This window comes from Micromonospora sp. NPDC005324 (genome assembly GCF_040607155.1).
Taxonomy (GTDB): Bacteria; Actinomycetota; Actinomycetes; order Mycobacteriales; family Micromonosporaceae; genus Micromonospora; species Micromonospora trifolii.
Window position 1 is genome coordinate 1 of the sequence record NZ_JBEXGE010000065.1, and the last position, 17213, is coordinate 17213.

The 17213-nt window shown below is 69.5% G+C and carries 17 protein-coding genes; 14 read left to right on the forward strand and 3 right to left on the reverse strand.

Features of this window, described 5'->3' with window-relative positions:
* Positions 1-97: 97 nt before the first annotated feature.
* The 14 genes from ABZS40_RS34700 (at position 98) to ABZS40_RS34765 (ending at position 14767) form a co-directional block, all read left to right on the forward strand.
* Positions 98-1831, forward strand: a complete 1734-nt coding sequence (locus ABZS40_RS34700) for a hypothetical protein (RefSeq protein WP_354948698.1) — start codon at positions 98-100, stop codon at positions 1829-1831.
* 13 nt (positions 1832-1844) lie between these two features.
* Positions 1845-3341: an SCO6880 family protein gene (locus ABZS40_RS34705; RefSeq protein WP_354948700.1), complete on the forward strand. Its 1497-nt coding sequence runs from the start codon at positions 1845-1847 to the stop codon at positions 3339-3341.
* A complete protein-coding gene (locus ABZS40_RS34710; protein ID WP_354948702.1) occupies positions 3338-4912 on the forward strand; it encodes a hypothetical protein in 1575 nt (524 codons plus the stop codon). Before ABZS40_RS34705 ends, ABZS40_RS34710 begins: the two co-directional genes overlap by 4 nt.
* Entirely contained in the window at positions 4912-6765 is a 1854-nt protein-coding gene (locus tag ABZS40_RS34715; protein WP_354948704.1) for a TraM recognition domain-containing protein, read from the forward strand. The genes ABZS40_RS34710 and ABZS40_RS34715 overlap by 1 nt, the downstream gene beginning before the upstream one ends.
* Complete coding sequence (locus tag ABZS40_RS34720) at positions 6765-7364, forward strand: hypothetical protein (protein ID WP_354948705.1); 600 nt, start codon at positions 6765-6767, stop codon at positions 7362-7364. The genes ABZS40_RS34715 and ABZS40_RS34720 overlap by 1 nt, the downstream gene beginning before the upstream one ends.
* Complete coding sequence (locus tag ABZS40_RS34725; RefSeq protein ID WP_354948707.1) at positions 7361-7621, forward strand: hypothetical protein; 261 nt, start codon at positions 7361-7363, stop codon at positions 7619-7621. Before ABZS40_RS34720 ends, ABZS40_RS34725 begins: the two co-directional genes overlap by 4 nt.
* Positions 7618-7842: a hypothetical protein gene (locus ABZS40_RS34730; RefSeq protein WP_354948709.1), complete on the forward strand. Its 225-nt coding sequence runs from the start codon at positions 7618-7620 to the stop codon at positions 7840-7842. Before ABZS40_RS34725 ends, ABZS40_RS34730 begins: the two co-directional genes overlap by 4 nt.
* Positions 7843-7964: 122 nt before the next feature.
* Positions 7965-8342: a hypothetical protein gene (locus ABZS40_RS34735; RefSeq protein ID WP_354948711.1), complete on the forward strand. Its 378-nt coding sequence runs from the start codon at positions 7965-7967 to the stop codon at positions 8340-8342.
* Entirely contained in the window at positions 8339-9421 is a 1083-nt protein-coding gene (locus ABZS40_RS34740; RefSeq protein ID WP_354948713.1) for a M23 family metallopeptidase, read from the forward strand. Before ABZS40_RS34735 ends, ABZS40_RS34740 begins: the two co-directional genes overlap by 4 nt.
* A gap of 194 nt (positions 9422-9615) precedes the next feature.
* Positions 9616-10146, forward strand: a complete 531-nt coding sequence (locus ABZS40_RS34745) for a MarR family transcriptional regulator (protein WP_354948715.1) — start codon at positions 9616-9618, stop codon at positions 10144-10146.
* Positions 10143-11543 carry an amino acid permease gene (locus ABZS40_RS34750; RefSeq protein WP_354948717.1) on the forward strand — a complete coding sequence of 467 codons (1401 nt, stop codon included), beginning with the start codon at positions 10143-10145 and terminating at the stop codon, positions 11541-11543. Before ABZS40_RS34745 ends, ABZS40_RS34750 begins: the two co-directional genes overlap by 4 nt.
* 80 nt (positions 11544-11623) lie before the next feature.
* A complete protein-coding gene (locus ABZS40_RS34755) occupies positions 11624-12937 on the forward strand; it encodes an MFS transporter (RefSeq protein ID WP_354948718.1) in 1314 nt (437 codons plus the stop codon).
* A 79-nt stretch (positions 12938-13016) separates the two neighbouring features.
* Positions 13017-14198, forward strand: a complete 1182-nt coding sequence (locus ABZS40_RS34760; RefSeq protein ID WP_354948720.1) for a histidine decarboxylase — start codon at positions 13017-13019, stop codon at positions 14196-14198.
* Between the two features lie 38 nt (positions 14199-14236).
* Entirely contained in the window at positions 14237-14767 is a 531-nt protein-coding gene (locus ABZS40_RS34765) for a hypothetical protein (protein ID WP_354948722.1), read from the forward strand.
* Positions 14768-14803: 36 nt separating this feature from the next.
* Here the strand turns inward: ABZS40_RS34765 and ABZS40_RS34770 are convergent, their stop codons facing one another.
* The 3 genes from ABZS40_RS34770 to ABZS40_RS34780 all read right to left on the reverse strand — a co-directional run bounded on the left by ABZS40_RS34770 (position 14804) and on the right by ABZS40_RS34780 (position 17080).
* Positions 14804-15427, reverse strand: coding sequence for a hypothetical protein (locus tag ABZS40_RS34770; RefSeq protein WP_354948723.1), 624 nt, complete (start codon positions 15425-15427; stop codon positions 14804-14806).
* A 162-nt stretch (positions 15428-15589) separates the two neighbouring features.
* Positions 15590-16372 (reverse strand): hypothetical protein, encoded by a 783-nt coding sequence (locus tag ABZS40_RS34775; RefSeq protein WP_354948725.1) that lies wholly within the window; start codon positions 16370-16372, stop codon positions 15590-15592.
* A gap of 111 nt (positions 16373-16483) precedes the next feature.
* Complete coding sequence (locus ABZS40_RS34780; RefSeq protein WP_354948727.1) at positions 16484-17080, reverse strand: hypothetical protein; 597 nt, start codon at positions 17078-17080, stop codon at positions 16484-16486.
* Positions 17081-17213: the final 133 nt, after the last annotated feature.

Here is a 17213-nt window from a genome sequence, read left to right on the forward strand (position 1 = left end):
CTGGTGCCTTCCGTGGGCGGAATGGGAGTCCGGCGACGGGTGGATCACCGACTGCGGTGAGGCTGCCGGCGCTGTAGAGCAGGAACGCTGCGACGCGGTGTCGCTCACCCTGCAGTCGCCGCCGCCGGCGGACACGGCGTCGGTGCTCGACGATCAGTCTCCGAAAGACGGCGCTTCGCCCGTGAGGTGCGAGCGGTTCGCCGACAGCGCCGCCGAGGACGCGGGCAACGCCGAACGGTGGACCGCCAAGAAAAATCGATGCGAAGCGTTGCGTACGTCGCTGCTGCCGTTCTCGTCCGTCAAGCCCGAAGGCTGCAAACTCAGTGTGAGCTGCAGAGTCGACGAAAAGGCCAAGGATATCGCTCGGTCCGGGTTCGAGGGCTTGGCCGACATTGCCGTAGCAGGTTTCGCCTGGGCGTTGAGCAAGCTGGCCGAGGTGGTGTTCGAACAGTCCTCCGCCGTGCCGGACGAGCCGTTCTACGACGTCTACAACGACATCTCCGGCGTACTGATCTTGATGGTGCTGCTCATCTTCCTCATCTCCACGGCGATCAACGGATTGCGCATGAACGGCCCCGGGCCCCTGGCGACCCTCGGCGGGTTGGTGCGCGCGATGTTCGGGATCGCCTTCGCCGGCGGCATCGCCTACATCCTGATGGCCGCGTGGGACGAGGCGACCGTGGCGCTGATCGCCCGCAATCAGGAACGCGACTGGCAGCCGAGCATGTGGGTGGACGCGCTCAACGCGCTCACCGCGGACACCGGCACGATCCTGCTGGCCTTCGTCGTCGCGGTGATCAGCGTGATCGGGCTGGTATTGGTGTTCGTGATGCTGTTGTTCCGCTCCCTGCTGGCCGCCGGGGCAGCGTTGTTCGGGGCGATGGCGATGACCGGTCAGGTGATGGCCGAGACCCGCTCGTGGGGTCGTAAGTGGTTCTGGACCTGCAACGCCCTTGCCAGCTCGAAATTCTTCATCGCCGCCCTGTGGATCTACGGCACACGCAGCACCTACGAGAGCGACAACGTCCTCAACGTGCTGCGGGGCATGTTCATGATCATCCTGATGGTGCTCGCGCCGTGGATTCTGCTGCGGCTGACGAGCATGTGGGACGGCTACCTGGCCGACGTCGACGCCCGAGGCTTCCTGACCTCCGCCGCTGGCGCGGTCGGCATGGACGCCGCCGCCCGCCGCCTGGCCGATCCGCTCAGCGGTGGAGGCGACAGCGGCGGCGGCCCAGACGCCGCATCTCTGATGCAGGGCAACGCCGACGCGATTCCGACAAACCCCACCAGCGGTGCTGGCCCGCTCGGCACGCGGCCCAGCGCCGTTCCCGAGGCGGTGGGGGCGCTGCAAGGTAGCGGCGACGGCGACCAGGTCGGAAAGCCGAGCGGTGAACCGGGAGCTGAAAACGACGGCGGAGAGAACGCCCAAGAAGCTGAGGGGATCGAGCGCGACTCCCGCACCGCTCAAACCGATGTGGCGCAGGGGCAGCTCACCGCGCCCGGAGACGCCAGCGGACAGCCCGCGCTGCCGGTCACACCGAACGCCATCGGAGAGAAGGCCACCGGCGCGGCAGCCGGCAGCTCGCAAGGCGAGGACGGCCCGCAGGCCCCGAGCGGCGGGGGCGCCACCACCCCGACCGGTCCACCTTCAGCCGCCACCTCGCCGTCACCGCCTGCTCCGACGAACGAGACGTCCGGGCACAGCCCAGCCGGGCCGTCCAGCTCAGGCCAGCCTCCGCAGGGCGGTGCCGCCTCCGGCGCCGGGGCAGGTCGCGCAGGGGGCGCCGCTGCGGGTGGCGCCGCCGAAATACCCATCGTCCCGGTCTAGGTGAGGAGTCCAGGTGACCCAGTTCCAGTTTCCGCCGCGGTCCACGCGTGGCTCAATCATGGGCTTCTCGGCAGGCCAGATCGGCACGGCGGTCGCCGGCGTGATCTGCCTAGTCGTCGCCGCGAACCTGCTCGCGACCGGCCGGCAGGGCGCTGCCGGTGGCATGCTGCTCGCGGCGCTGCTCCTGCTCACGGTGGGCCTGCTGCGGCTACGCGGGCGGCGCGTCACCGAGTGGGCGCCCATCGTCGCCGGGGCCCTCGCGCAGCGCGCCGCCCGTCAGGACCGCTACCGCGGTGGTGCCTTCGCCGCCACCCCCGGCAGCACGCATCTGCATCTGCCCGGTCCCGCCGCCGGCTACCGCTGGCTGCCGGCGGTAGCCGCCGACGGATTGACCGAGGTGGGGCTGCTGCACCACCGCCGCGAGGACACCGTCACCGCGGCCCTGCTCTGCGCGGGCAGCAACCTGGTCCTGGCCGACACGTCGGTGCAACAGCAGCGCCTGGCCGCGTGGGCGGACGTGCTGAACCTGCTCGGCACCGAGTACGCCGACAGCGGTCTGACCAGGTGGGCGCTGACGGCCCGCGCAGTTCCGGACTCCGGTAACCGGGCGCAGCGCTACCTGGTGCAAAAAGCGGTCGACACCGACACTCGCGCGTACCGATCGCTGGCGGAACTGACCGCCGCGGCGGCGCCGTCAACGCAGCGCCACGAGGTGTACCTCAGCGTCGTGTTCGACACCAAGAAGCTATCGGCGGAGATCACCGACGCGGGCGGCACCGACGCGGCCATCGCCACCGTCGTGCTCGACAAGCTCGGCGGGGTGCAGGCCGCAGTCGCGGAGGCCGGCGTCGACACCGTCGGCTGGTTGACGCCCCGGGAGTACGCGGCGGTGCTGCGCACCCAGTTCGACCCCGAGGACCAGCCGCACGTGGACATGCGTGCCTCGACCACGCCCGGGGTGGCACCGCACATGGCCGGGCCGATTGCCGCCGAGAACATCGGCTGGTCGTCCTACCGCCACGACTCCGGGTTCTCCCAGAGCCTGTGGGTCTACGAGATGCCGCGTCAACCGGTCGCGATGACGTGGATGACCGCCCTGTTCACCCGCACCGTCGGTCGACGCGCGGTCACGGTCATCGCCGAGCCGGTACCCGCGCAGCTCGCCCAGTTGGCGACCCGCCGGGACAAGGTCGCCCGCGCCGGCGACGAGATCACCAAACGCAAGATGCGCCTGGTGCGCACCGCCCGAGAGGACGAGGAGGCCCGCTCGGTGGAGCAGGTCGACCGGGAGCAGGCGGCCGGGCACGTGCGCTACCGCTACGCGATCGTCGTCACCGTCACCGCCGACAGCGAAGAGCAACTCCGCCATGACGTGCGGGCGATCAAACGGGTGCTGGGCCGCACCGGCTGCCAGGCGGTGGTGCTCTACGGCGAACAGGACCAGGGCTTCATCGCCGGAGCGCTTCCCCTGGCCCGCGGGCTCAAGCCGATGCGGGGGTGGTTGGCGTGAGCCGCGCACGGGTGCAACGAGAAGGATCGCTCGCGCACCACATCGCGCAATCCGCAGACCGGCGGGATCTCGCTGCGGCCCAGGCCGAACTGGAACGCGACCAGCGCGCCCTGCGCCGGACATCGGAGCGGCTGCTGGGCGCACCGCCGGTTGACGGGCGCGGCGCCTTGGGCCGGGCCGCCGGGCGCGCGTTCTGGCGGCTGCGGCTACCGCCGCTGGTCACCACCAGCGCGCAGCTGTGCAGCGTGTACCCGTTCGTCGCCGGCCCCGGCCTCGGGGTGGACGGACCGCTGATCGGCCAGGAGGTGTACTCACGGACCGGGTTCGTGTTCTCGATGCGGGAGTTGTACCGGGCAGGGCTGCTCAGCGCACCAAACATGGTGGTCACCGGCGAGATCGGCTCGGCGAAGTCGTCGCTGCTCAAGAGCATCGCGTTTCGGGGAATCCCGTTCGGCACCCGATTCTTCGTCGTCGACGTCAAGGGCGAGTACGACGCCCTCGCCGAAGGTGCCGGGATCCGCCCGGTGCGCGTCGGCCCCGGCGCGGGTGTCGTGATGAACCCTCTCGCGGGCATCCGCCGCCAGCCGGGGCAGACGGAGCCGGAGTGGCTGCAGATCCAGCGGGCCCGCCGGCTGCTGCTGCTCGAAGGGCTCCTCGAGATTCAACTCGGCGGTGCCCTCAGTGAGGCGGAGCGCTCGCTGATCGAATACGCCCTCGACGCCGTGACCCACAGCGACGACGGCACCAGCGCTGAACGGCTGGCCACCCCGACCCTGTCGCTGGTCCTCGGGGCGATGGGTGACCCGCGGGTGTGGGCGCACCGCCTCGCCGGGGTGAACTACGACGTCGACCAGTTCGCCGTCGATAGCCGTCGGGTCCGTCTCGCGCTGGAGCGGCTGATCACCGGCGTGCTCGGCGGGATTTTCGACGCACCGACCGCGGCGACGCTGACGGTGGACTTCGAGCAGCCGGGGGCGATCCTCGACCTGCGGGCGGTGCGGACCTCGGATCAGATGACGGCGATGGCGATGACCTGCGCCCAGTCGTGGCTGGAGGCGGAGCTCACCCGCCCCGACGCCCCGCCGAGGGTGTGCCTGTACGACGAGTTCGCCTTGGTCACCCGCCACCTCGGCCTGATACGGCGGATGCGGGAGCAGATGAAGCTGGCCAGGGCGCTGGGCACGGAGAACATCCTGGCGTTTCACCGATTTTCGGACTTGGCAGCCAGTGGCAGCGCCGACTCCGAGCAGGTCCGCATCGCCCGGGGCCTCATCGAGGACACCGGTGTGCGGGTCTCCTACCGGCAGGCGCCGGGCTCGCTGGACGCCGCCCGCGAATTCCTGGGCACCACCGACACGGAAACCGGCCTGCTGCTGCACCTGCGCCGCGGCGTCGGGTTGTGGAAGGTCGGGCTGCGCTCCTACGTCGTCAAGCACCAACTCTCCAGCGTCGAGCAAGCCATGGTCGACACCGACAGCCGCATGCGCGACAACCCCGAGAACGAACCGCGGGAGCTGACCGACTCCGAGTACGAGGCGCGGGAGTCCGCCGCGGTGGGGCAGGTGCGCTGATGGCCGGCTCGCTGATGTCCCCCGGAAGCCGGCTGCCGCGCCGCGGCATGCCCCGCGCCGACATCCTGGCCCGGCTGGTTCTGCTGGGCATTGCCGTGTTCTGCACGCTGCTGGGCACCTTCACTCTGTGGCTGGCCGGGCAGGTCGGTGGCGTGCTCACCCACGCCGCGTGGCCGGACACCTCGCCGACGGACGCGCCCGGCATTGCCGGGCGGATGATCCTCAACGGCGGCGACCCGGCGGCGGCATGGCCCACTGCGGCCCAGGCGGACCTGCCGCCGACCGCGCTGCTGTACGTGCTGTGGTTCGGCCTGTTCATTGGAGCCTTCGCTGGCCTTGGCATGCCGGCGGTCCGCTTCATACAGCGGCGGGTGCAGCGGCGAGGGTTCGCCAGCCGAAAGGACCTCGACCGTGTGGTGACCGCGTCGGCGGTGCTTCGGCGCGTCGACGTCCTCCGGCCTGGCCTGACCATTCGGGCGACTGACCGCCCCGAGAGCGCGTACGCGAAGGCCCAGCGCCGTAAGGACCCGTTGGAGGTGGCGCGGTTCTTGGGGCACCACGCGCTGACCGGGGAGCCGCTGTACCTCGCCAACGAGTACACCGAGCTCCTCGCCGGGGCCGCCCGGTTCGCCAACAAGACGTCGCGCTACATCGTGCCGCGGGTCGCGGACGCCCGGGGGGCAGTGATCTCCACCTCCACCCGCCTCGACGTCGCGGCGGTCACCTACTACCTGCGTGCCGAGGTTGGTCCGACATGGATTTTCGAGCCGCAGGGGCAGGTGCCTGGACTGCCCCGGCTGCGGTGGTCGCCGATCGAGGGGGCGCACGATCCGGACATCGCGGCGCTGCGCGCGAAGGGCTTCGCCGCCGGGGCCGGCCTCAAGGGTGATGTAGAGAACGGTCAATACTTTCAGGATCAGGCGGCATCGATTATTCGCGGTCTGCTGCACGCCGCCGCTCTTGATGAAAAGGCCACCCTGACCGACGTAGCCAGTTGGGCGGCCAACCCCAGCGACCCGCGGGCCGAGCTGATTCTGCGCCATCACCAGCAAACGGTGTGGGCCGACCGCTTGGCATTCCACCGCGAGTCCAGTGGCCGTGGCCGCGAGAGTATTCAGTCTGTCGTCTTCGGAGCGCTGGATCCGTTCAGTAACGCCCGGATCTTGCGCGCATGCTCCCCACCGCGCGGCGAGCAGTTCCAGCCCGAGCAGTGGCTGGATGAGTCCGGCACCCTTTATCTGGTCGGCACCCGCAGCGGGCAGTCGCTGGTCGCGCCGCTGTTCAGCGCGATCGCTGAGGACATCATCTACCGCACCCTGCAACGATCCTTCGTCGCACCGGGCGGGCGGGTAGAGCCCTGCCTCTACCTGATCGGCGACGAGATCACGAACATCGCCCCGTTGCCGTCGCTGCCCGCGCTGGCCTCTGAGGGTGGTGGTGCTGGTATCGCCTTGTCGATCTCTTGCCAGAACACCCACCAATTGGAGGAGCGGTGGGGCCGCGACGGTGGGCAGGCCCTGCGCGACGGTGCGAACGCCCGCTTCGTGATGGGCGGCACGCAGGACGTGGCGGCTCTCAAGGACGCGCAGTCGCTGCTCGGGCAGGTGCAGGAGCTGTCGTCGGCGGCCAGTTGGGGCGGAGGGCGCGCCAGCGTGCAGGAGAACGCTCGACGGGAGAACCTGCTCGATCTCGCCGAGTTGCGGACCCTGCCGACCGGCCACGCCCTGGTGTTGCTCGGCAACATGCCCCCGGTCGAGGTCGTGCAACCGGCGTGGTGGGAGCGCCCCGACGCAGACCGCTTCCACGTCGCGCAGGCCGCGTTCACCGCCCGACTCGAAGGGCGGCGCCGCTGATGACCGACCGCAGGTTCCTGTTCGATGTCCCGGCCGAGGCGTCGGGAGAACAGCGGGCGATCGCTGAGCTTGCCGAACTCATCGACTCGCTGCGTGTCAGCGTGGAACGCCTCGCCGAGGCGCACGTCGCGCTCGGTGAACGCGTCGAGGCGATCGACGGTGACGCGGCATGGGCGCCGGCGGGCCACTGCTGGCGGAACGTGGACGCCGATGCCGCGCGGCAACTGTGGGCGTGGCTGATCGCCTGGACGCGGTGGCTCGTCGACCGCTACGGCCTGGCCCAGGACCTCGGCGCGTGCTGGCCAGCCCACCCGGCCCTGGTCGAGGAGCTGACCGCGCTGAGCGTGTCCTGGCACCACGCGTACTCCGGCAAAGCCGACCCGGACGCGCCGCTGCGCTGGCATGAGGCGCTGCACCGGGCCCGGCACCGGTGGCAGGCGTGGGACAGCACCCGCTGTCGGCACGGGCACCACACACCCCGCAGCGCCGACGCCGTCTGGTCCGCGCCATGGCCCGACGACGCCGAACAGGCCGTCACCGGCGACATCGCCGCGCGGCAGCAAGCGGCGCCGGCGCGCGCAGAAGGAGGGACGACATGACTCAGCCGGCAGAGGTCACCAACGTCTGGGACTGGCAACGCTTCGAGGCCGCCTTGTTCGGGCTGCGCGAGGGCGTCGACTCGCTCCAGGACTACATCGCCGACATACACAACGCGCGCCACAACCGGCGCGACGACCAACAGGAGGACAGGCAGCAATGGACAGAGTTGGACGAGACGACGCGGCGCGAGACGGAGCTGGACTGGTCCAGCGACGGGCACCTCGACGGGGACTACACCCGCGACGTCGGCGAATGAATGTCACCGTGCGCACCGCCAGCGCTCCGCTGGCCCGCATCGGCGTCGGCCTGGAGCAGCTGCGCCACGACATCGACGCACTGGTCGAGGTCGTGGCTGGCCAGCCGCAAGCGCGCCCGCAGCTCGTGGAGATCCACCATCAGGTGCGCCTGCTTGGACAGCAACTCAACGCCGCGCTTCGGTCACCAGACGAGCAGGTCCCGCCCGAGGAGCGGCAGTGACACCACGTTTCGTCAGGGCGACCATCGCGGGAGCAGCTACCCTGCTGCTCAGCGCGTGTGCCGGGAGCGGTCCCGCTCCGAGCGGCAGCACGCCTGCCACCGGCCCCCATCCCGAAGGTGCGGTGCCGGCCGACACATTGGCTGCGGATCCCGACGGTGTCCTGCGGGCCACGCCAGGCACGGCCGATCCGGCGGCGGTGACCACCGCGCTCCGGTTCGTGCGGGCCTGGGCCCGCCCTGACCTGCCCGCCGACAGCTGGCTGGCAGGGGTACGTCCCTACGCCGTTCCCGCCTACGCCGATCTGCTCGCGACGGTGCTGCCGGCCAACGTGCCCGCCACCCGGGTAACTGGCACGGGCCGGGCGGCGGCGGCCACGGCGCAGCGGGTCGACGTCGATGTCAGCACCGACGCCGGGGTGCTGCGGGTGGTCTGTGTGCGCAGCGACGCCCGGTGGCTGGTGGCCACGCTCGGTGTCCGCGAGGAGGCTGCGGCGCGGTGAACCGCGGATGGATCGGACTCGGCGCAGCGATCGTGGCCGCGTTGCTGCTGTGTGGGCTGCCCGTGGCGGTGGTGCTCAACAACCCTGCGCCGGCGTCGGCTTGTGCCGCCACCGGCCCTTTGCGCTCGGCCATCGGGGCCGTCGAGGCGGTGGGACGGTGGAACGCCGAACAGGTCAGCAACGCCGCGCAGATCGTTGCCGTGGGACGGGCGCAAGGTGTGCCGGCCCGTGGGTGGGTCATCGCCGTGGCTACGGCCATGGTCGAGTCGAGCCTGCACAACCTGAATGGCGGTGACCGCGACTCCCTCGGGTTGTTCCAACAGCGTCCCAGCCAGGGGTGGGGCACACCTGCGCAGATCATCGACCCGGTCTACGCCGCCACGAAGTTCTACACGAAGCTGCAGCGCATCGGCCGGTGGGAAAACCTGCCGCTGACCGTCGCCGCGCAACGCGTTCAGGTCTCCGCGTTCCCCGACCGCTACGGCACGTATGAGCACGCCGCCGAGCAGGTCGTCGCTGCGGTCGTCGGCGTCGCGACGATCGCCGACCTACCCGGGGCCAGCCTCGCCGACTGCTCGTCAGACCCGGTGACGGTGGCGGCGTCGGGGTGGACGGCGCCGCTAGGTGCTGCAGTGGGTAGCCGCTACGGGCCGCGTGACGGCAAATTCCACGCCGGAGTCGACCTAGGCGCGGCGCGTAACACGGTCATCCACGCGGCCAGCGCCGGGCGAGTGGTGTGGGCGGGTTGCGACTCGAGCACCGGCAACTGTGACGTCGACGGCAGCCCTGCCGCCAAGGGGTGTGGCTGGTACGTCGACCTGGTGCACGCCGACGGGTATGGCACGCGCTACTGCCACATGGTCCGCCGGCCCGACGTCAGCGAGGGCGACACCGTGCAGGCCGGTCAGCGGCTTGGCCTGGTCGGCACCAGCGGCCACTCGTCCGGCCCGCACCTGCACTTCCAAACCCACCAGAGCGTGTGTTCGGGATCGCGGTGCGACCTGGACACCTCCAACTCCACCAACCCGGTCGAGTTCATGCGCCAACGCGGCGCCCCGCTCGGCGAGCAGAGGGGGTGAGGCGTTGCTAGGAGGCGGCAGGTAGGTCATCAGCAACAGCACGGGGGAGAAGACATGTACGACGAGGATGAAAGCATCGAGCGTCGGCGCCGGCCGGCGCCGCAACCGCCGCCGCCGCAGGACCGCGGCGGGCAAGTCGGACAGCGCCGCAACCGCAAGCCCAACCGGCGCCCGGCACGGCGCAGGTGGATGGAATGAGCGCCGCAACGGACCGCCGGCCACGTCGAGTCGCGGGCATCTACCGACCGCCGGTCAACGCCGCTCGGATGCCGCCACCACGGCCGGGGCCGCTGGCGCAGCTGGTCCGCACCGCCAACACTGTTCGCGCCCAGGTGGAACGCGGCGTTCTGCGCGACGAGGGACTGACCTGGACCACCTACGACGTGCTGGTGTTGGTGTGTGCGCGCCGCGCGGTCGAAACCCGCACGGCCGCCGCTGAGGTTGGCATCGCCAAGGCCACCTTGACCAACGCTCTCGTGTCGCTCGTCGACCGTGGGTTGGTACGCCGGGACCTTCAGGAGGATGACCGCCGGCGGGTGGTCCTGCGCCCGACCCAGGCCGGCATGGACCTGGCCCGCCGCGTCCAGGGTCCGGTTGAAGCCGAACAAGCACGCCTGTTCGGTGAGCCGGGCATGCCGTCGGGAGACAGCCTGGCCCGGGTTCTGCGGTCGCTCGCCACCCGCTCCCGCCAGGACGACGCCACCGAACCGGACGCGGCCCGGTGACCGGGCGCATCGGTGTGGCCCGAGGCACCGCCCTGTACGTCGGGGCGGTGCTCGGGCCCGGCGTCCTGATCCTCCCCGCGCTGGCCATGCACGCCGCCGGACCGGCGTCGCTGCTGGCCTGGGCCGCCATGCTGGCAGTGTCGGTCCCGATCGCGGCGGCGTTCGCCGCCCTCGGCATGCGATACCCCGACGCAGGCGGGGTGGCGACGTTCACCCGGCGGGCGTTCGGACCTGCCGTGGGCACCGTCGTCGGGTGGTGGTTCTACGCGGCAGTGCCGCTCGGCATGGTCGCCGGGGCACTGGCCGGCGGCCGGTACGCCGCCACCGCCCTGGGCTGGGGACCTACTGCGGCTGGGTGGATCGCCGCGGGCGTCTTGGGGTTGGCGTACGTGATGAACCTATTCGGATTGCACGTGTCTGGTCGTGTACACCTTGCGCTCACCGGGGGGCTCTTCGCGCTCCTCGCGACGGTCGTCGCCGTGGCGCTGCCACATGTCGCAGCCAGCCGGTTCGAACCATTCGCCCCGCAGGGCCTCGCCGGAATCGGCAGCGCCGCCGCGGTGCTGTTCGTCGCTGTATGCGGCTGGGAAGCCGCGGCCAACCTGGCAGGAGAGTTCACGCGCCCCCGCCAGCAGCTGCCGGTCGTCGCCGCCGCGAGCCTGAGCATCATCGCCCTGCTCTACGCCGGTCTCGCGATCTGCACCATCGGCGTACTCGGCGCTGCCGGTGGAGATACCGAGGTGCCCCTGATGCTGTTGCTCGACCCAGCCGCCGGGCCGGGCGCAATGGCGGTCACTGCCCTGTGCGCGCTGCTGTTGACCTTCGGCGCAATTTTCACCTTCATTGCCGCCGCAGCGCGCGCCGGTGCGGCGCTGGGCCGGGACCGCGCACTACCACGGTGGCTCGCCAACAACGGTGCCGCGGGGGTGCCGAGGCGCAGCCTCGCCGTGCAAGCGAGCGGCGCGGCGGCGGTCGGGGCCGCAGCGCTGGAGGCGCCAGCGGTGGTTGACGTCGACCTGCTGATGCGCGCGTTCTCGGTGCTCGTGGCATCGGTCACCCTGCTGGGACTCGCCGCCGCCGTAAAGCTGCTCTCGTCTGCGGTGATTCGCACAGGCGCAGCCGCCGCAGCGGTCGTCGTCGGCGCGGTCGCAGCGTTCGGTGGGCGTCTGGTGATCCTCCCGGTAGTCGTTGCCACTGCGGCATGGGCCTGGCACCGGAGCCACCCTCGACCACCCGCACCACCGGTCCCTGCCACACCGGCAACGCCCGCCGTCCGGGCGACGCCCGCGCGGGTCCAGGTGCTAGCCGGGAACTCCCGGCAGCTACACGACCGCCTCGCCTCAGGCGCACCCAACGCTGCGCCTATCCGAAGCCGCCCGCGCGTCCGGCGGTCTTGACCGGCGGCGGTCGCCGGCACTTCCCTGGCCGGCGACCGCCGCCTCCTGCTGCCCGAACGAACCGGCAAAGGAGCCGCAACGTGACTGGGACCGGTGCGCCAACCACGCCCGCTCTAGCAGGACTGGGCTGGCGCCTGGGCACCCTGTACGGGCCAGCCATCTACGGAGTCAGCGCCGCTGCCGTAGCGCTGCCAGCCGCCGCCGCCGGACTACACACCACTCCATCGGCTGCGGTGTGGATCCTGACGATCCACGCTCTCGGACTCGGCATCGGCGCGGCCGTAGGCGGACGATCCATCGACATCTGGGGGCCCCGCCGCGTACTCACCCTCGGTGCTGCTCTCCTCGCCGTCGGCACGATCCTCTGCGCGAGCGCGCCCACCCTCATCGTCGCCGTCGCCGGCCGCGCATTGATCGCCGCCGGATCCGGGACGATGACCGCGACCGCGCTCACGCTCGCCGCCGGCCAACCGGGGCCGCAGCGGCCGAGGGTGCTGGCGCGACTCGGCGCGATGATGGCCCTGTTCTCGGCCACCGCACCGTTGGCCGGTGCGCTCGTCACTGCCGCGTCGTGGCGAGCGGCACTGGTGCTGCCCGCGCTGTCGCTGGTGGCGCTGCCGCTGTGCTGGCCGCTGGCCCACTCCCGACGACGCATCGCAGGGCGGGTCGACGGGGCGGGTGCCGGCCTGCTGGTGCTCGTCGCAGCCGGGCTGCTGCTGACGATCCAATCCACCACCTTGCGCATCCCGCAACCCACCGTCCTCGCCCTGCTGGCCGGCACCTGCACGCTCGCAATCCTGCTGATCATGCACAGCAAGCACCGCCCCGCCGGGTTCCTACCGCTAGCCGTGGTGAGGAACCGACGGTTCTACCTCGCTGGCCTCGTCGGAGCCGGCGTGTACGGCGGGCTGTTCGCCTGCGTCTACGCCGTGCCGCAGATGCTGACCCGCCTCGGCTACAGCGCCCAAGGCGTCGGGCTTCTGCTCCTACCCGGCGCAGTCGCGGCGGCGGTGATGGCACGCCTCGCCACCATCGCGGCTCGCGGTCTTCAGCCGCACCGCGTGCTGGCCGGCGCGGCTGCCACCTTCAGCGTCGCTGTGGTGTTCGCCGCAACGGACCGGCGTCCGGCGGCGCTGGCGTGCGCGGCGACCGCCGGATTCGCGGCCTTCGCCATCGCGCAGACCACCCTGACCGCCACCGTCTCGGCGCACACGCACGCGCGGGACCGAGGCGGCGCTGTTGGCCTGCTGAACCTGACCTTCTTCCTCGGAGGGGCCGTGGGATCGGCGGGCTGCGCGGCCCTGTGGCATCCGTGGGGTTTGCCCCTCGCACTCGCCGCAACCGCTGCGCTGCCGGGCATGGCAGCAGTAGCGGCCTGGAGAAGCCGCCTCTGACAGCTGGCCAAGGACATCCCTGAGCACCGCTGCGACTCGATCCGAACGGTCCATCCCCACCGTCTACCGGAGGCGAACAATGGCAACTACCGTCCTCGACGGCCCAACCGGCGACCCGCGACTCGATGCCCTCCTCCGCCGGCTTGCCGCCGCGCGGACCACGAACATCGGCTTCCCCGCGGCGGTCGACGTCGACTACCAGAGCCTGGCGCCCCTGCTTGCGCATCTGCTCAACAACGTCGGCGACCCGGACACCGACCCGACCCATCCCACGCACAGCAAGGACTTCGAACGCGAGGTCTTGGCCTTCCTCGCCGGCCTCTTCCGCGCACCGGAGCGTTGGTGGGGCTACATCACCAGCGGCGGCAGCGAGAGCAACCTATACGCCCTCTACCTCGCGCGTAGCCGTTACCCCAACGGCATCGTCTTCCACTCGACTGCTGCCCACTACAGCGTCCCCAAAGCCGCCCACCTGCTCGGCATGAACACGGTCATCGTCGGCACGCAGTCCAACGGCGAGCTCGACTACGACCAGTTCGCCCGCCTCGCCCGCCGGCACCGCGACCGACCTGCCATCGTCGTGGCGAACGTCGGGACGACGATGACCGAAGCAGTCGATGACGTCGGACAGATCCGCGTCACACTCGACCACGCCGCGGTGACGCGGCGGCACATCCACAGCGACGCCGCGCTCTCCGGGATATCTCTGGCGCTCGCTGACGACCCACCCGGCTTCGACTTCGCAGACGGCGCGGACAGCATCTGCGTCAGCGGCCACAAGTTCCTCGGCACTCCGCTGCCCTGCAGCGTGGTCATCGCCCGAAGGCGTCATACCGCACAACTTGACCAACTGGTCGCCTACACCGGGAGCGCCGACGGGACCATTTCCGGCTCCCGCAGCGGCCACGCGGCCGTGATGCTGTGGAGCGCCATCAACCGTCATGGCCGCGACGGTCTACGCGCTCGGACGTACGAGGGCCGCGAGTTGGCCGCGTACACCTGCCGACGGCTACAGGAAATGGGCTGGCCGAGCTGGCGCAATCCAGAGGCACTGACAGTCGTGCTGCGCACCCCACCGCCAGCGGTCCTTCAGCGGTGGCCGCTACCGTCCAGCGATGGCTGGAGCCATGTGATCTGCATGCCAGGTGTAACCCGACATCAGATCGACAAGTTCGTCAGCGACCTCGTCAATGCCACGGCGGCGCCTCTCCTGACGCTGACGGAGCCGAGGACGCCGGTGGCCGGGGCGAGGTCACGGTGAAGCGTGGCCACTCTGAGGCGGCCAGCGAGGAACCGTCGATGGTGATGCCGTCGGAAAGTGATCCGGTTACGCGGCAGGCAGTGGTGGCACCGGCTCCTGCGGGGCTGTCGAAGTCGGCCCGGCGTCGCAGGGCACTTGCTGAGCAGGTGGGCGCCGCGTTAGTGAACCCGTTGCCGCCTGAGATGTGGTACAGCGCGGCGGACGTGATCACCATGCGTCTGTTCCCGACGCGGGTCGGGGATGACCCGGCGATGCGGCGGCCCTTGGTGGAGGCCCCGGAGGTGGTGCAGCGGGGTGGGCCGGGAGCGTTGTGGGTCGGGTCCGGGCCCGGCGGCGTGGTCGTGCGGGTGCATGGGCCGTCATGGTCGCTCGTGGTACGAGTCAGCGGGGTGGTGGTGGACGCAATCGTGCTATTTCTGGATCAGACCTCCCGATACGGCTGGAGGGTTGAGGACGACGTGGACGCGCGGGAGCTGATTGAAGACGCGGTTCAGCAGGTGGTGGATGAAGCGGTCCGCTACGGGTGGGGTGGCGACAAGTACACGCCACCGGGGGCTCCGGTCGCTTGATGCCCGCGGGTTGTTGGCCGCCCGCGCGGGACTACTTCAAACGGATGCTGCACATTCGTGGTTCTTGAGTCGTAGGTCCCAGCCTGGAAGATCATCGTCCTCGTTGAGGGCGAGGGTGGGTGTGAACCAATCCACGGCGGGTCGTGCGGCCTGTTCCCATTGGCCGAGCCACGTCCGCAGCGCTGTCAGGGATGCGGAGTCCCGGCTGTCGGCGATGATGGTCGAGTCGGTCAGGATTACAGCGGCTGAGGTTGCGGTGGTGTGGCCGATGCCGCGTATGCCGTCGCGGAGTGCGGCGATGCTGCGGTGGTAGCCGCCGACGATGACGGAGAAGGCCGTCCATGACAGCCAGTCCAACGGTGCATCGGCGTAGGTTTCCGTGTGACCAGGGTTCAGTAGCAGGTTGAGGGCGGTGCGGGCGCCGCTGTGATGCTGGTCGTCGCGGTCGCGCCAGCTGATAGATATCCACGCCGGCTCGGGCTGCTGGATGCAGTAGTCCACCCAGCGGCCGGGGATAGTCAGCGCGTCGTCAACGGGGACGGCGGTGCTCTGAGCGTATCCGCCGAAAGTGATCGTCTCGATGTGCGGTTGCCCCGCCGTGAGGGTGATGGTCGCGATGAGGGTTGTGGAGGGCTGGGCGGCGATGGGCAGGCAGGCCACGATCCGTCCGTCGGGGGTGAGCTGTTCGACCCACGCTCGGGGAAGCCGTGGGGGTGTGCATTCTCTGGACCTTGATGATCTTGGATGTGGCAACGTGAGATTTCGATCTGAGTATGGGAATCGAATGCGACGCAAGCGCAATCTTTCCTCCCCCAGCTTGGGTCAGGACGACTTCGCGGACCGTTTCCGTGACTCGAGTACACGGCCGTCGGGGCGAGTTGGACCGAGGACGCTTTCGAGTTCAACCGGCACGCCAATGGCCAAGGATGGATCCGCGTCCAGCACCTGCGTAATCGCCGACCGGAGTTGCCTGACTGTGAGGTGCTCAAGCTTATCGAGCATGCTGTCCAGTTCCTGCAGGTCGCCGCCATCGTCCTCCGTGTGGGCTTCCTGGATCATCCTCAGCTGCTCCTCGCTGTACAGCCGGTGCAGCAGGGCCGCCACGAAACGTCGGCGCTTCTCTTCTGTGCTCATGGTTGGCTGGCGTTCCTCGAGCGCGTCGCCCGGCTTTAACGGCCCATCAGCCACGGCCGCCTGCACGGACCGGGCCCGCCCGGCACGGACGTCCGTCCGGCCGCGCTCGCGAGATCTCCAACGACCCCACGCCGACCTCACAGCCGGCGCCGCCCGGTCAATCAGCCACCTCTGCACATGCGGCCTGGCCCAGACGGCAAGATCGTAGAGCGCGCCGACGATCCTGGCTTTTTCTTCCTCCGTGAGCAACGGCCTCGCCGGTGGCGCTTCGCCCGCGGGCGAATCCACGAGATAGACGTGCACCGGAGGTCCCTCATCGTCCTCGTCGATGTCACTGAGGACGACCTGGCCGAGATTGTTGGTACCCCGCTCGCGAGTCAACGGGCTGGACTTGCCAGGAACCTTCTGCGACTTTGTCAGATCGGAGCTGTCGTCATACTCGACGTACATCTTCTTTCGGATCGTTGCCATGCGCCGCCGCCCCCAGAACCCATGCCGAGACATCCATGTTAGTGCTCTTGATTTAGACCGGCGCCGCCGGACGGTGCTGGCGAAGGCAGCGTTCCGTCAACGGCAGCAGCTTCAAAACGGGGCCTCTGGGGCCATATGTGTCCATTCCGCTTCATGGAATTGCTTCAGTCGCATGCAAAACGAAAAGATGTGATCAGGACATTCCTCGGTCGCGAACAAATGAAAATGACGGCTAACGCTCGCGAACCTCTCATCCTTCAGATGGGGTTTGTCGATAACGGTCACGATCGCCCCGATGCGAGAGGTCTGCCGAGTTGCTTTCCCAAGCACATCTGTATAAATTTCCTCAAGGTGCGGGCCGACCCATAGAAATGGCACACGAAAGAATAGCAGTCCAGTGTCTCCCTTTGGCAACTGCTTCGCCGCCCCTTTGACGGTGTTGATGACCGTCTTTGGCGACCAAGGCGTGCGATCGTCCTTCGCTTTCGCCTCGACCGGCACCACCTTGTCATCCATAAGTGCATTCGCGTCGTAATCTCTTCCTTTAATTCCTACCTCTATCTCAGTCTGCACGTACGGACTCGCAATCTGCAGAGTCCAAAGCATATCTAGCTCAAACGCTGCACCACTCAACTCACGCGTTCTAACGCCATTGAGGACGCTATCGAACCAAGGGAAGCTTTGCAGTTGATGCAGCCTCCTGGCCATTTCCTGAATGCGGTGCAGCGAAAGTGCTTTGAATGGCTTAGGGCCTGTCCTGTCGATCTTGAATCGTCTGGTCAGGTGACGTCACATCGAGGGATCATGGGGCATGACCGATGCTGATGCGGTGCTGAGGATC

What these genes read in the sequence shown, in the direction of transcription:
- ABZS40_RS34715 (WP_354948704.1), top strand. Translation starts at nt 4,912, where the DNA reads ATGGCCGGCTCGCTGATGTCCCCCGGAAGCCGGCTGCCGCGCCGCGGC.
- ABZS40_RS34720 (WP_354948705.1), top strand. Translation starts at nt 6,765, where the DNA reads ATGACCGACCGCAGGTTCCTGTTCGATGTCCCGGCCGAGGCGTCGGGA.
- ABZS40_RS34725 (WP_354948707.1), top strand. Translation starts at nt 7,361, where the DNA reads ATGACTCAGCCGGCAGAGGTCACCAACGTCTGGGACTGGCAACGCTTC.
- ABZS40_RS34730 (WP_354948709.1), top strand. Translation starts at nt 7,618, where the DNA reads ATGAATGTCACCGTGCGCACCGCCAGCGCTCCGCTGGCCCGCATCGGC.
- ABZS40_RS34745 (WP_354948715.1), top strand. Translation starts at nt 9,616, where the DNA reads ATGAGCGCCGCAACGGACCGCCGGCCACGTCGAGTCGCGGGCATCTAC.
- ABZS40_RS34760 (WP_354948720.1), top strand. Translation starts at nt 13,017, where the DNA reads ATGGCAACTACCGTCCTCGACGGCCCAACCGGCGACCCGCGACTCGAT.
- ABZS40_RS34765 (WP_354948722.1), top strand. Translation starts at nt 14,237, where the DNA reads ATGGTGATGCCGTCGGAAAGTGATCCGGTTACGCGGCAGGCAGTGGTG.
- ABZS40_RS34775 (WP_354948725.1), bottom strand. Translation starts at nt 16,372, where the DNA reads ATGGCAACGATCCGAAAGAAGATGTACGTCGAGTATGACGACAGCTCC.
- ABZS40_RS34780 (WP_354948727.1), bottom strand. Translation starts at nt 17,080, where the DNA reads ATGGCCAGGAGGCTGCATCAACTGCAAAGCTTCCCTTGGTTCGATAGC.